General features: G+C 52.7%; 12 protein-coding genes. 9 read left to right on the plus strand and 3 right to left on the minus strand.

Annotation, left to right across the window (positions count from 1 at the left end; all coding sequences use genetic code 11):
• The first annotated feature begins 87 nt into the window (after nt 1-87).
• The 4 genes from BED41_RS14840 to BED41_RS14855 all read left to right on the plus strand — a co-directional run bounded on the left by BED41_RS14840 (nt 88) and on the right by BED41_RS14855 (nt 4,264).
• Nucleotides 88-933: a helix-turn-helix domain-containing protein gene (locus BED41_RS14840; protein WP_066748095.1), complete on the plus strand. Its 846-nt coding sequence runs from the start codon at nt 88-90 to the stop codon at nt 931-933.
• 25 nt (nt 934-958) lie between these two features.
• Complete coding sequence (locus BED41_RS14845) at nt 959-1,969, plus strand: proline racemase family protein (protein ID WP_066748097.1); 1,011 nt, start codon at nt 959-961, stop codon at nt 1,967-1,969.
• A gap of 111 nt (nt 1,970-2,080) precedes the next feature.
• Complete coding sequence (locus BED41_RS14850) at nt 2,081-3,712, plus strand: sodium:solute symporter family protein (protein WP_066748100.1); 1,632 nt, start codon at nt 2,081-2,083, stop codon at nt 3,710-3,712.
• 207 nt (nt 3,713-3,919) lie between these two features.
• Entirely contained in the window at nt 3,920-4,264 is a 345-nt protein-coding gene (locus BED41_RS14855; protein WP_066748102.1) for a DUF805 domain-containing protein, read from the plus strand.
• A gap of 75 nt (nt 4,265-4,339) precedes the next feature.
• Here the strand turns inward: BED41_RS14855 and BED41_RS14860 are convergent, their stop codons facing one another.
• Nucleotides 4,340-5,419 carry a BMP family ABC transporter substrate-binding protein gene (locus BED41_RS14860; protein ID WP_066748104.1) on the minus strand — a complete coding sequence of 360 codons (1,080 nt, stop codon included), beginning with the start codon at nt 5,417-5,419 and terminating at the stop codon, nt 4,340-4,342.
• Between the two features lie 235 nt (nt 5,420-5,654).
• Between BED41_RS14860 and BED41_RS14865 the strand changes: the two genes are divergently transcribed.
• From BED41_RS14865 to BED41_RS14885, 5 genes are read left to right on the plus strand one after another with little or no spacing between them, the layout of a single operon-like run.
• On the plus strand, nt 5,655-6,020 hold the full coding sequence (locus BED41_RS14865; RefSeq protein ID WP_168160290.1) for a PadR family transcriptional regulator: 366 nt from the start codon (nt 5,655-5,657) through the stop codon (nt 6,018-6,020).
• 33 nt (nt 6,021-6,053) lie between these two features.
• On the plus strand, nt 6,054-6,659 hold the full coding sequence (locus BED41_RS14870; RefSeq protein WP_066748108.1) for a DUF5714 domain-containing protein: 606 nt from the start codon (nt 6,054-6,056) through the stop codon (nt 6,657-6,659).
• Nucleotides 6,659-7,693, plus strand: a complete 1,035-nt coding sequence (locus tag BED41_RS14875) for an ABC transporter substrate-binding protein (protein ID WP_066748115.1) — start codon at nt 6,659-6,661, stop codon at nt 7,691-7,693. The genes BED41_RS14870 and BED41_RS14875 overlap by 1 nt, the downstream gene beginning before the upstream one ends.
• Nucleotides 7,693-8,475: an ABC transporter ATP-binding protein gene (locus tag BED41_RS14880; protein WP_066748117.1), complete on the plus strand. Its 783-nt coding sequence runs from the start codon at nt 7,693-7,695 to the stop codon at nt 8,473-8,475. The genes BED41_RS14875 and BED41_RS14880 overlap by 1 nt, the downstream gene beginning before the upstream one ends.
• A complete protein-coding gene (locus tag BED41_RS14885; RefSeq protein ID WP_066748121.1) occupies nt 8,472-9,374 on the plus strand; it encodes an ABC transporter permease in 903 nt (300 codons plus the stop codon). Before BED41_RS14880 ends, BED41_RS14885 begins: the two co-directional genes overlap by 4 nt.
• Nucleotides 9,375-9,433: 59 nt before the next feature.
• Here BED41_RS14885 and BED41_RS14890 read toward each other — a convergent pair whose 3' ends face one another.
• Both BED41_RS14890 and BED41_RS14895 read right to left on the minus strand, forming a co-directional pair.
• Nucleotides 9,434-10,423: a CobW family GTP-binding protein gene (locus tag BED41_RS14890; protein ID WP_066748131.1), complete on the minus strand. Its 990-nt coding sequence runs from the start codon at nt 10,421-10,423 to the stop codon at nt 9,434-9,436.
• A 266-nt stretch (nt 10,424-10,689) separates the two neighbouring features.
• Nucleotides 10,690-13,647, minus strand: coding sequence for an ATP-binding protein (locus BED41_RS14895; protein ID WP_066748133.1), 2,958 nt, complete (start codon nt 13,645-13,647; stop codon nt 10,690-10,692).
• Between the last annotated feature and the right edge of the window lie 480 nt (nt 13,648-14,127).

A 14,127-nucleotide genomic window follows, 5' to 3' on the forward strand; every position in this document is an offset into this window, starting at 1 on the left:
CTGCATTTAGGTTCTGTGGCATCATTGCGGGACCTAAATGTTCGTTATCATTTTTCGCGGAATTTTAATATCTGGAGGGATCATAAAATGGCTGGGAAACGTTCTTCACAGTTAAAAAAAATCATTAAGCGTTACTGGAGATCTCATCTTAGTGACGACATACGTTTCTTAGCCGCGGCATCTGCCGACGATTTGCAGAGAGATAATCTCCCCAAGCCTCATTTTCACAACACCTTTACGATGAGCGCGCTGGAAGACGGCAGTCTGCCGATCTCATTTCATAACGGGACCGTGATTCTACACCCTGGGGAAATATTGATCATCGGTCATAATATTCCGCATATGGTCGATTTGGCCCATATAGACGATGCCTGTTACTACAGGACGGCAACGATAAACGAAAATCTCCTCGACAGTTCTCTCCTCGCCAAGATAAAAGAGGCGGAAAACACCGTTTCGAAGATATCCGATAAGAGCCTGTGGGAAAAGTTCGTCAGCGAACAGAGGAATATTGAAAGCGGTGATTCCTATGAGATCAACGCCATGAGACATCTCTCTGAAACTATGCTCTCTGAGATCTCAAAAAATGTCCTTCTGCGTTTTCAAGTAAGTTCCCCGTATATAAGACAGATAATGAGATATATGGAAGATAACTATATGTCCTCCATTAGCATCGAAGAATTATCAAAAGTTGTTAATCTGAGCCCTTTTCACTTTACCAGGCTATTTAAGCAGGAGGCGGGAATGTCTCCTCACGCCTATATTACGCAGCTTCGCGTAAACAGGGCGCAGGATTTGATACTTCGCGGCGAGTCGCTGCTTGGCATCGCCTATGAACTCGGGTTCGCGGATCAAAGCCATTTTTCACGGACCTTTTTGAAGCTGACCGGAGTCTCGCCGGTAAAGTTTAATACCGCATCCAAGGCAGACTGATATTAATACAGGGAGGTATAAAATTATGAACGCAAAACGTATGGCGGCAGTAGTAGATACACATACCAGCGGAGCGCCGACAAGGATCATCGTTGGCGGCGGACCGCTTCTCAAAGGGGAGACTTTCGCCGACCGCTGGCTTGATTTCAAAGAAAACCACGATGATTTTCGCCGTTTTGTAATGTGGGAACCTCACGGACATGACAATATGTTCGGCGCCCTCCTGACACGTCCCGTAAATCCGGAAGCGCATTACGGAATAGTCTTTATGGACAGCGACAGCAGCGTGTCAATGTGCGGGCACGGCTCCATCGGTGTCTCCCGCACATTGATCGATCTCGGTATGATAAAGAAAAAAGAGCCCTATACCGAGGTCGTGTTAGAGGCGCCTGCTGGGCTGGTGAAGGTCAAAGTCGAGGTAAAAGACGGCGTAGTCGGAGATGTTATCCTGCAAAACGTTCCTTGCTTCGTGCAGCAAAAAGACGTTGAGATAACCCTTCCTTCCACCTGTCAGAAGGTCAAGCTGGATATCGCCTTTGGCGGGAATTATACGGCGATGGTCCCAGCGGACCAGTTCGGCTTCAACATCGACCCCGACGAGATCAAAAAGATGATCCCGCTCGGAATAGAAATCCGCGACGCTGTCAACGACCAAATAACATTCCAACACCCGACCAATCCGGCCCTGAATAAAATAATCCTCACAGAATTCACCCTTGACGCTCCCCAGGGCGAGCCTAAACGCAATCTGGTAACGTGGGCCGCCGGGCAACTTGCCCGTTCCGCCTGCGGCACGGGCACCAGCGCGCGCCTAGCCTGTCTGGCAGACAAACGCCAGCTCGCTCCCGGCGTATGGTTTGATCATGCCGGCGTCACCGGCAGTATCTTCAACGGTTCATATGAACCAGGCCCTAAAGTAGGTGAGTTTGATACCGTCATACCCTACATAAAGGGACGTTCCTATATAACAGGCTTCAACTGGCTCATCCAGCAGGAGGAGGACGAGCTAGCAGACGGATTCTTCATCAAGAGATAATTCTATATTTATAAAACACTATATAACACAGATCATATATCTCTACAGAGATATACTGTTGGTTTATTGTTTCCTGAAATAAAGGCAAAAAAACCGAGAGGAAGTGAATTTATGGATTATTTAGTCGTTAAGAATCTTGATATTGCGGTGATAGTTATATACTTTATGGCAGTTATCGGCAACGGTATCTACTGGAGCAGAAAGGCAAAACAAAGCAATGACTTTTTGCTGGGGGGAAAATCTTTTGGCATATTCTCGACCCTCTGTACACAGGGGGCAACTATGAAGGGCTCGGGAGCCCTGATGGGATACAGCGCGGGCGCTTACGTCAACGGAACCGGAGTCCTCATCTCCAGTCAATGTTACAGCCTTGGGGCATGGGGGGCTATTCTCTCCGGCATCGCGCGTAAGCTGAAAAAATGCTCCAATATTATAGATATACGCAGCTCGGGTGACCTTTTCTTGAGAAGATTCGACAGCCCCCTATTGAAAAAACTGTCTGGGCTTGGCGGGGCGTGGCTGGCGCTGTCGATAATGAGCGGAAACATGGCGGCTGTGGGGCTGCTCATCCACCTGTTATTTAACAAATACGGACTCACATTTGAAGCTTCACTCATTATCGGAATGACGATAACCATCATCTACACAACGCTCGGCGGATTAGTCTCCGTCGTCCACAATGACGTGCTGCAATGGCTGATAATGACGCCGCTCATATTTATCGTCGTTCCGGCGATGCTCATAATATATGGCGGGGCAACACCCACGGCGATTCACAATGCTTTGAATGCGGAACAATACTTCTCCCTGAGGCCGAATATCTGGTGGCTGGGTTATCTGTTAAGCGGCGTGCTGGCCGCCTGCTGCGACGTAAACCATCTGACACGATTTATAACCGCTAAAGACGAGAAGACTGCCGTCAAGGGAAGTATGCTCGGCTTTACCTTCTGTACCCTGCTTGCCGGGCTGGTCATTTTCTTTGGTCTTACTGCGGCAATGCTCATCGAACCCTCCGTCGTCGCTTCAAATAAAGACGGCGTCATACTCGCCCTCGTTTCAAGAATTCTGCCAGCCGGCCTGGTTGGTCTCTTTATCGCAGCCACCCTCGCCATGACCATCTCCACGATCGACTCCAACCTTAATACCTCAGTCCTCTGCGTGATGGTCGATATCGTAGAACCATCACTTTCTCAAAATACAACGGAAAAGCAGAAACTTTTATACTGCCGCGTCATTAACTTCATCATCGCCGCACTTTCCATATTTTTCGTTCTCAAAGTAAAAGGTATCGTAGCAATAATGGGAATGGGATTCAATGTCTATTCTTCGGCGTTCTTTGTCCCGCTCATGTCCTGCATGTTCTGGAAAAAAGCGACAAAAAACGGCTGCCTCGCAGGAATAATATCGGGCGGCATTATGGCAGTAGCAGCCATTAACATGAAGCTGCCCTTACCCGTCGTTTGGGGCGTGGCAGTCTCACTTGTGCTGACTGTCTCCGTATCTCTTTTCATCTGCCGTGACAGCGCCGAAAGAGACCTGCTGCCTGGATTCAGCGAAAGCGGCCAGAAGATCGATCGCCAGGTATTTACCGCCTGCATACTCGGCGCCTCAGGTTCGCTCGTATTCTCCATTGGTGTAGGAATGTGGATAAACTGGATCTGCATCATCATCGGCGCGGCGGCGATGTACTCCTGCATACGTATCCTTAACAGAGCATTTTCAGAGTATCAGCCAACCGCCTAAAAAGCTAAGCGTCAATTTATTCCTTACAGGCTCGTATCATACCGGGAGATTATCTCCGCGGCAACTGATACGAGCCATTTCTTTATACGTCGGTAAAAACGCATCTCCGTAGGATTACCGCAGGAAAATAGGCAGGTTGAGAGGGTGCTCTCCGATATATTCGGCTAGAATCGTCATACGAATATAAGATCCGGGGAGGAATTGAAGATGGAAGATTTCATATATTCCTATAAAAAGATGTTCGCCAATTACTTCATATTTGAGGGGCGGACGTCGCGAAACGATTACTGGCAGGCGATCGCGATAAACATAATCATCGGAGCCGTCCTTATGATGCTGAGCCGCCTGCTGCCGATATTCGGCACTTTAAGTTACATCTACGGCGTCGCCGCCATTGTGCCGGTCCTGGCGATGACGGTACGCCGCCTGCATGATACGGACAAAAGCGGCTGGTGGGCACTGGCGGCGTTTTTCCCGGCGCTCAACATAATTTTAGTGGCCTACTGCTGTATGGCGGAGCCCCAGCGCGGCGGAAACAGATTCGGATATTAAGGCGTCGCCGCCAATTCAAAACCATAAAAAATCCGGCCCCGAAAGGCCGGATTTTTTATCTATTAAACGGAATTTTTATTTAGGAATCGTTCCCTCAACACCCTCGACGAACCAGTTCATCGAAAGCATCTCTCCGTCGCTGAGCTTTTTGCCCTGCGGCACTACGACCTTACCGTCCTGTCCCTTGATCGGGCCGGTGAAGACGTCCCACTTGCCGTCAAGGATCTTCTGCTTCTCCGCCGCGACGAGTTTTTTCGTATCCTCTTTGACATCCTTGCCGAACTTCGAGAGGTCTACCATACCGTCCTTCATGCTCCACCACACCTGCTGCGACTTCCAGGTACCGTTGGCGATCGCCTTTGTGGAGTAGTCGTAATATTTGCCCCAGTTCCATACGGGGGTTACGAGGTGGCGCGTCGGCGCGTACTTGTCCATCGGGTAGTTGTAGCCGACGACCCACATGCCGAGCTCTTCCGCGGCCTGCGGCGCGCCGCCGGTATCGGCGTGCATCGCTATTGTGTCACACTTAGCGTCGAAGAGGGCCTTTGTGGCCTCCTTTTCCTTTGCCGGGTCATGCCATGTGTAAATCCAGACGACCTTGACCTTTGCCTGTGGGTTCACCTTGCGCACACCGAGCGTGAAGGCGTTGATGCCGCGGATGACCTCAGGGATAGGATAGGCGGCGACAAAACCGATGAGGTTGGACTTCGTAGCCTTGCCCGCGACGATGCCTGAAAGATAGCGCGGCTGGTACATACGGCCAAAATATGTGCTGGCGTTGGGGGCGACTTTATAGCCTGAGCAGTGGTTGAAGTAGACGTCGGGATACTTCTTTGCGACGTTGATGACGTGGTCCATATAGCCGAAGGAGTTTGCGTAAACAACCTTCGCTCCGTTGCGGATAGCCGTCTCCATGACGCGTTCAGCGTCCGGTCCCTCGGGAACGGACTCGACTATCGACCCCTTCACTCCGGGGTTGGCCTTCTCCATTGCCTGACGGCCAAGGTCGTGCATGTAGTTGTACCCGCCGTCGGCGACGGGGCCGACATAGATAAATACCGGTTTCTGATCCTCAAGCTTGATCGGAGCCAGGGCAAAAGCCGAGGCCGAAAAAGCCATTACAAGCAGCAGCGCGAGCAAAATGCCTTTTTTCATTACAAATTTCCTCCCCAGATATTTTCGTTAGAGCCAGTGGCTAACATTTGTTTAGAATAGCACAGCGAGATAATTTTTTCCATATTTTTCAACAAGACGGGCACCGCACCTGATGATTACAGCAGAGGTAAACAAACGAAAAATCTTTTTGCGCGTATTAGAAAATAGCTTTCCAAAAATGGGCGGGCCTGATATTATATTAGACAATATCTAATATAAGATGAGGTCAAACAATATGAAAAAATGCGCCTGCCGCGGCTCCTTTCTGGAAAGATTCATTCAACCCTCAATTCTTCTGCTTTTAAATGAAGAGCCTATGCACGGCTTTTCAATATTAAAAAGGCTCTACAAAAGCGACATTATGGACTACAGCAGCATAGACCCCACCGGACTCTACCGCACGCTGAAAAAGATGGAGGAGGCGGGGCTGCTCGCTTCGCGTCTGGAGACGGAAAATCCGCTCCAGACCAAACGTATCTATGAGATAACCCAGGAGGGGCGTATCTGCCTCGTCTTCTGGAAGTCAACTCTGCTTGATTACATGGCCAAAATAGAACGGCTGGCGAACGCCATTCCCGATAAAATCGAGGACGGCATGTAAATAACAGGCAAACAAAAACGGGAGATGAGTCAAATGGCGGCAAACTGCGGCAATGAAAGAAGTTTTGAAGTCATAACGGAGAGATGTCTGGCCTATTACAACGCTCCAGCGGGGAGAAAACCGCTGGAGATAATCTCCGAGGTCATGGACGACGTGAATTTCCCCATGCACAACTTCGCGCATCACTACCTGGTCCCAGCGGTGCTGCTGACGGCGGTCTGCGTAAAGGAGGGCACGCCCCCGGAAATATATCAGAAGAAAATGGCTGAGGTTGCCGCACGCGCGAAAAACGTGCTGCCAGCCTTCTGCGGCCTCTACGGGGCCTGCGGCGCCGCCGTCGGCTGCGGTATCTTCATGAGCGTACAGACCGGCACCACCCCTCTGTCAAGAGAGACGTGGGGACTCTGCAACCACGCGACCGCCGGCGCGCTCGAAAAGATGGCGGATATGGGCGGCCCTCGCTGCTGCAAAAGAAACACCTTCGCGGCCCTCGCCTACATGAAAGGATATCTCGCGGAGAAACTCTCCGTCGACCTTGAGATACCAAACGAGATCAAATGCGCCTACAGCAAGTTCAACAACGAATGCCTGAAAGAAGACTGCCCCTATTACGACGACAAAAAGGAGGTGGCCAAATAATGAAGAAACTTCTTTATTTGACATTTATTCTCACTCTTGCGGCGCTCATCCAGACAGGCGGCGCAGATGCCGCCGAGAAACTCACGGTCGGCAATACCGGCAGCAGCATCAAGCCGGCGATGGTGGTGCTCGCGCACCAGATGGGATACTACAAAGACGAGGGGCTCGACGTCGAGATAAAACAGATATCGAATCTCAACGAGGGCGTCACCGCCGTACAGATGGGCAAGCTCGACATCCTGCCGCTCGGAATAATCCCCTCGCTAACCTTCATCGCCAAAGGCGCGGACCTCGTCATCTACGGCGGCACAATCGCCGAGGGCGGCCAGGGAATAACTCTGCCGCAAAACAAAGGCAAGTACAAGGATATGAAAAGCTTCAAAGGCAGGAAGATCGGCGTCCACCGCCCGGAGACCGGCCACATGATCGCCAAGGCGAAGATGCGCGAGGCGGGGCTGGATCTTGAGAAGGATGTGGAGATAATCCGCATCGACGGCTTCCAGTCGATCATTGAAGCCGTCTCCAAGGGCATCGTCGACATCGGTTTCGTCAACAGCGGCTTCGGCCTCATCGCCGAGAAGAGGGGGCTCGCCGTCGCCTTCAACATCGGCGGCATCGCGCCAAACGCGGTATGCTGCCGCCAGACCACCTCGCGCGCCGTCTATGATTCCAAACGCGGCGCGCTCGTGAAATTCCAGATCGCCAACCTGCGCGCCTATAAGCTCATGATGGACGACCCCGGTACGGCGGTCAAAAAACTCATGGAATACTCGGGGCAGCCGGAGGACTATGTAAAATACTGTCTATATTCAAACGTCATGGTGATCACGATGGACCCCGCGGTCAACCGTATCAGGGACTTTTATGAAATTATGGATAAAAACGGCGATCTTCCGAAAAATCCTAAAAAAGAGATCACGAACAATATCGACGCCTCAATCTACCGTGCGGCGCTGGACGAGATGCTCAAGCGCTATCCCAAGGACGCCTCCTTCAAAAGGATGGACAGGGAGTTCACGGTCAACAACCTCTGATGGACGAGAGATACGCAATCGAAGCTGACGACATATCGTTCAGCTACGCCACGGAGAGCCCCGCCCTCCGTGGTCTTTCGCTGCGCGTGCGGCGCGGAGAATTCGTCTGCGTCCTCGGACACAGCGGCTGCGGCAAGAGCACGCTGCTCAGCCTTCTCATGGGCCTTCTCGATCCCTCCTCGGGTTCAATAAAGATCGAAGGTGAACCGATGCGCGGGCCGGCAACCGACAGGGCGATCGTCTTTCAGGACTACTCGCTTTTTCCCTGGATGACGGCGCGGCAAAATGTCGCCTTCGGTATCGAGCACTCGCGCGGGCTGGCGAAAAAGGCGGCGCTGGAGCGCGCCGACGGCTATCTGGCACAGGTGGGGCTCTATGAGAGCCGCGGAAAGTATCCCCACCAGCTGTCGGGAGGTATGCGCCAGCGGGCCGCCATCGCGCGCGCACTGGCGATGGACTCCGCCATTTGGCTCTTCGACGAACCCTTCAGCGCGCTTGATCCGCAGATGCGCGGCTCGCTGCAGGCCCTTGTGATGGAGCTGGCAAAAACGGAGCGTCACCGAACCGTCCTCTTCGTCACCCACAACGTCGACGAGGCGGTGCTGCTCGGGGAAAGAATACTCTTTATGGCCGGGGGACGCATCTGCCGCGAGGCGGCGGTACCCTTCGATTACCCGAGGGCGAAAAACGAAATCCTGCGCACGCCGGAATATTTCTCGCTCGCCAACAGCCTCGCGGAGCTCTTTTACGAGACCCGCGGGGAGAGGGAGAGGGCGGGATGAGGCGCGCGCTGCCAGCGACCCAGCTTATCTTCGCGGCGCTGACGGCGCTGGTCCTCCACAACCACAGCGGCTCGCTCGCCGACTGCCGTATGTTCCTTGCTGCCCTCGCGCTAATCGAGGCCGTCTATCTGATAAGGATATACCGCGAACCGCGGCGCTGCGCGGCCCTCTCCGTGATAACCTCGCTGATACTGATAATCCTTTTCACCTGGGAGCTCGCGGCGGTCAACCTAAAGATCGCCAACCCCATCCTGCTGCCGCCGCCGGACGAAGTATTCGAGGTCTTCGCCGACTGCCGCGCGCTCATGCTCAAGGGCGTTTTTTCGTCACTTACGCTGCTCGGCTTCAGCATGTCGTCCGCCCTCATATCCGGTGTCGTTCTCGGCCTCGCCGTCGGCCGGGTGCCGTTCCTGCGCGACATTTTCCTGCCGGTCGCCAAGGTGCTGAGCCCGGTGCCGCCGATAATCTACAGCCCCTACGCCGTGGCGGTGATGCCGACCTTCCGCAGCGCGGCGGCATTGATAATAATTCTCGGAATCTTCTGGCCCACATTCATGGGGATAATCAACCGCGTCGCCGCGATGGACAGGCGTATCGCCGATTCGGCGCGCGCCCTGGGGCTCTCGCCAAGGGAGATGATCTTCCGTGTAATGCTGCCCTATCTATTCCCAGGCATCATGTCCGGACTGCACGTGACGCTCTCGACCTCCTTCCTGCTGCTGACGATGGCGGAGATGATGGGAGCCTCCAGCGGCCTCGGATACTTCATAAAAAATTATTCCGACTACGCCAACTACACCAACGTCATCGCGGGAATAATCCTCATCGGTGTCGTCGTCAGCCTCTTGAACGCGCTGCTGAGCTTCGCCGAGAAGAGGCTGGTACGCTGGAAGGAATAAGAAGCGCGGCTCCGCCTGCCAAGGGGAGCCGCGCCTTTCTATCTATCTCTGCGGTAAACCTAGAAACGCAGTTCGAGCAGTTTTATCCCCGCATCCTGGAAGAGTCCGGGAATTTCACGCCTTGCCCGCTTTCTTCTGATGAAGATCGCGAGGTTGCGCGGCTGGCTGAAATCCTCCGCCGCCGCAGAATAGACGGGTCTGCCGCTGCCGACGATGTCAAACACCTTCCACCGTCCGTCAGTATCGATGAAATAACCCTTTGAACGCACGATATCGTCGGGCAGTTTCTCCAGCACCTCTTTGAACTTTTCCGGATCGCCCTCCCAGAAGACGCTGAGCGAGGCGAGATTGTCCGGCGGAGCCATGTGGGGCGTCATATTACTGAGCGTATCGTCAATGAACTTCTCCCACTCCGCCATCTCAGGAATCTCTTCGGTCTTCTCTTCGGCCTCCGCCGCGGGACGGAATATCTCCCAGGGGACGTTGCCGAAGGCGGCCCGCGTGATACGCGCCGCGGGGTTGAGCTGCCGCAGATGCGCCTCAAGGGCATCCGCCTCCTCGGCGGAAACCAGGTCCGTCTTGTTGATGATGAGATCGGTCGCCGCCTCCGTCTGGCGGATGACGGCGTTGAAGAGGTCGAGCCAATCCTCAAAATGGACCGCGTCGATCACACAGATATTGCCCGCCATCTGATAATAGTCATGGAGCATCCCGTGGGACAGGTCCTTTTTCATATCGGTGGTGTCGGCGACGCCGCTCGCCTCGACAAGCAGGATCGTCGGCTGATAGTCCTTAAGTATCGTGTAGAGGCCGCGCAGGAAATCACCCTTTGCGCAGGCGCAGAAGATCGAACCGCGGCTGATCTCGATAATCTCAAGGCCGTTTTTGCGCACCACGTCGCCGTCGACTCCGGCCTTGCCGAATTCGTTCATCAGAACGGCGATCCGCTCCCCCTCGGGGTGCGTCTCAAGGAGATGCTTAAGCAGCGTCGTCTTTCCGCTGCCAAGAAACCCCGACAAAAGGAATACCTTGCATTTACTCTCTTTCATTCTCTCTCCGCTCCTCCGCGGTCAGCGATCCGCAAAATTTTTATTGCAGTTTATTGAAGACTACCACACCTATTAGACATTATCAACTATATTCAAAGTAATCTATAGATAAAAAAAGACGGCTTTATGTCCCTATCACATATCATTCATTATATTCGTTTAGATATCGGAAAAGGCCCGCTGGGACGAGACACTTTCCCTCGCGGGCCATTCATTTTAAGTATACGCCTGTAAAATGATCTGGCTTTTTTAGTATCAGAACACCTTTACCGCTCGTCCCTTTTTATCCAGCCGACCTTATGTCTAAGCAGTTCGAGCTGCTCTTCATACCACTCCTGCGAGTGCTTCAGCACGCTTTCCGCAAATTCGCGCGGCATATCGCCGCGCATTTTGAAAAGTTCCAGCTTCGCCCAGTAAAGCGTCGCCTGCCAGATGGGACGCCGCGTTTCGCTCACAAGCCGTTTAGCCACTGTGAAACAGATGCCTGCGTGGTACCAGTCTTTTTTAAGGGAGTTTATCAGCCCCATGAGGCTGAAAGCGATCCCGCCGCCCTGGAGACCGTCTTCCCAGTCCGTGTGCATGATGTTGCAGATCTTGCCCATACGCTGCAGGTAAACCTCGGCCTCTTTATATCTTCCGAGCAGCATGAGGCAGAAGGCCGCCTTCGCGAGTGAGAGCCCCAGGGCCCGGAACAGCGCCACCGATTCTCCGATATTGACGCAGTTTTCGTAAAATGAGAGCGCCTCCTCGATCTTACCCTGGGCGAGCTTCCAGTCACCGCGGAAGTGTTCGGCGGCAATGAGACAGACGGTGTAATTCTGCCCCTTTTCCTCAAGTTTTTCAAAGACCAGCGTCGACATCAGCAGATATTTTTCAACCTCGTCATGGCGTCCCGCAAGTATCCGCGCGATGGCGATGAAGCGCAGCGCGATCCCCTCCCAGTGGCGGTAACCGGCCTTTTTTGCGTATTTGTAGAGCTTTTCCGCGCAGAAGGAGAGGCGCTTAGCGTCGTCACGCTGGATCGCGAGGTAACACATCTGTACGCCGGCCTTTATCACCGGCTCCGGCTCACCGATGGCCATCGCCTTGCGCACGGCGCCGCGCAGCATATAGTCGGCGTCGTCATAGCGTCCGCTCCACCACAGATAACCACCCTTTAAAATATAGAGGTCGCGCTCCATGCGCAGAAGGCCGGGGCTGCCGCCCTCAGTGCGGAAGAGGCGGTTCATTATCTCCCAGGCGTCGGCCAGCGCCTTCTGCGTGTAATTGACGTCTTCGGCGGTGGGGATATAGTGCATAAGGTCCTGGTCGACAAGCGTCGGGAACACCTCGTGAACGGCCATAAAGTGCAGCTCAAGCTCGCGTATGCGCCAGAAAAGCTCTCTCTCCGTCAGCTTCGCCTCGTGGCAGTGATAGTAGAGCCGGGAGCATATCTTCTTATGGCGGTACTGGAGAACGGGCGGCGTCAGCGCTTCGAGTATCTCCATATTTTTCGCGTGGAGCGCCACCTTGCGGGAGACGGACATCCCATCAAGAAGCGCCTCGCGTATCTTCGTATGGGTAAAATAGTAAAGCACGTCGCCCTCGCCGGACTCCTGCTCGCGCAGGAAACCGTGCAGTCTGAGGTTGTTGAAAAATTTAGAGACCTGCAGCGGCGATATCTCCAATACCCGTGAGATCTCTTTCATTGAGGCGCACTCGGGACAGACGGCGATCGCCTCAAGAAAAAGCCTTTCGTTTTCGTCGAGAAGCTCTATCATCGACAGATAGGCGTTCTTATAGGGGGCGGCGCCGTCGATTATGCCGTCCAGCTTATATTTCAGCAGTTCTTTGATGAAGAAGGGATTACCCTCCGTCTGCATATAGACGTCGTGTATCCGTTCGTTGGACCATTCCTCGTCAGGAGCCATCTCATGGCAGATGCGGCCCGTCTCCTCAAGGTTGAATCTCCGCAGCGTTATCTCAAACTTTTCAAAAGGTTCGTCCGCGAGCGCCGTGCGCAGCATAAAGGCCGAGCGGATCTCCTCGAAGCCGGTGACGAGCATGTGGCGCGGCGCGCTGTTGTCGCACATCAGCGATTCGATGATGTTCCAAGATGCGTCATCCATCCACTGGATGTTCTCGATCACGAGCAGGCGGTGTACCCCCTCCGCGGTCTCGGCGGTGCGCTGGTAGATAAGGTCAGCGATATAGGAGTAGCTGAGCTCGGAGAGCGATTTGATATTCTCCTGCTGTGCGGGAGAGATATGGAGGGATTTCAGAAGACGCATGACGGGAGCCAGCGGATACGACTTCTCCTCCTGCCAGCAGTCGACAGAGAAGCATTCCCACCCTCTTTCCGTGAGACAGGAGATGATCTCGTTCACAAATACCGTCTTGCCGATCCCCTGTTCGCCCCAAACCAAGCCGCAGAGGGAGCGGCCCGGCACCGCGCCGGAAAAGAAATCGAGCATCCGCAGGATCTCATCGTTGCGGGCCAGCGGACTCTCCTCGCTGTTATGAGCCGACGCCCTGATGTTGGGAGTCTCTTTCTTTCGCCTCATCAGCGTCGAGATATCGGAAAGGTTGGCTTCGATGCCGAAGTCGCTCTCTATACGCGCGGAGAAGGAGCGGGCCATGTCAACGGCCTTGATCTTCTGGTTGGTTTTTATATAGAGCCGCACCAGCTCTCCATGTATCTTTTCATCATAGGGCTCGCACTCCGTAAGTTTTTCATAGCATAGTATGGCGTCGTCAAAGCGGCTTTCTGCAAAACCGGCCAGCTGCGCCTGCGCCCGTTTTTTAAGATTACGCACAAGCATGTTATGATAATGCTGTCTCTTCGGCAGCAGCCAGTCGCTGAAGGAGGCCCAGTCGTCTATCTCCGCGATATCAAAAAAGGGGCTGCAGAGTCCCGAGATCTCGGGCCAGCCGAGAGAGTCTATACGAGGCAGAAGGTCTATGTCGCGTTCTATCTTGAATTTTGCGTCAAGAACGACGGAACCTCCGCTGCTGAGATTCACAGGCAGGATTTTCTTTATATGGCTCAGCGCGTTGCTCAGATTCCGGCGCGCCTTTTCCATCGTTTTGTCGGCCCACAGATATTCGCAGATCTTATCCTTAGACAGAGTCTTTTCCTCAATCAGCATCAGCGCCAGTATCTGCGCCTTTTTAAACGGGAAAATATGAGGCGTCCCATCGATGAAAAGTTCCGGCGTTCCGAGAAAACGAGCCTTAAATTTCATATCATCTCTCCTGGGTATCTATAATTATTATCGTGTAATATCTTTTATATTTTATTTAAAAATAATTTTATAATGATTTAATGGTGCTTACTTTATTTTATATCATTTTTCATAATAAGAAAAATATCCGCAAATGTGCAAAAAGACACTCAAATTATAAACTCAGTTAAATCTTGTGCATCAGAAAGAATTCTTATTCATTATATTTCCGGAGGTCAAAAAAAATGCAAAAAAGCTCGTAACACAAATTTTAATTATTCCATCTTTAAAACGTAAAAGTTCATTATTTTGCATGGTTTTTACAGTTCGATGCTACCCTTCAAAGTACTAATATTAATTTTGCACATTAAATATAAATTAATATAAATAAATTATGCATAATTATTATTAGAATACGCCGTCAGAACCGAGATGATGCCCTGCCACCCAGCCAACCAGCTTTTAACACCACCCCGCGTTACTGCCGCCTTGTGAAAATTA

Source organism: Cloacibacillus porcorum (assembly GCF_001701045.1).
Lineage (GTDB): Bacteria > Synergistota > Synergistia > Synergistales > Synergistaceae > Cloacibacillus > Cloacibacillus porcorum.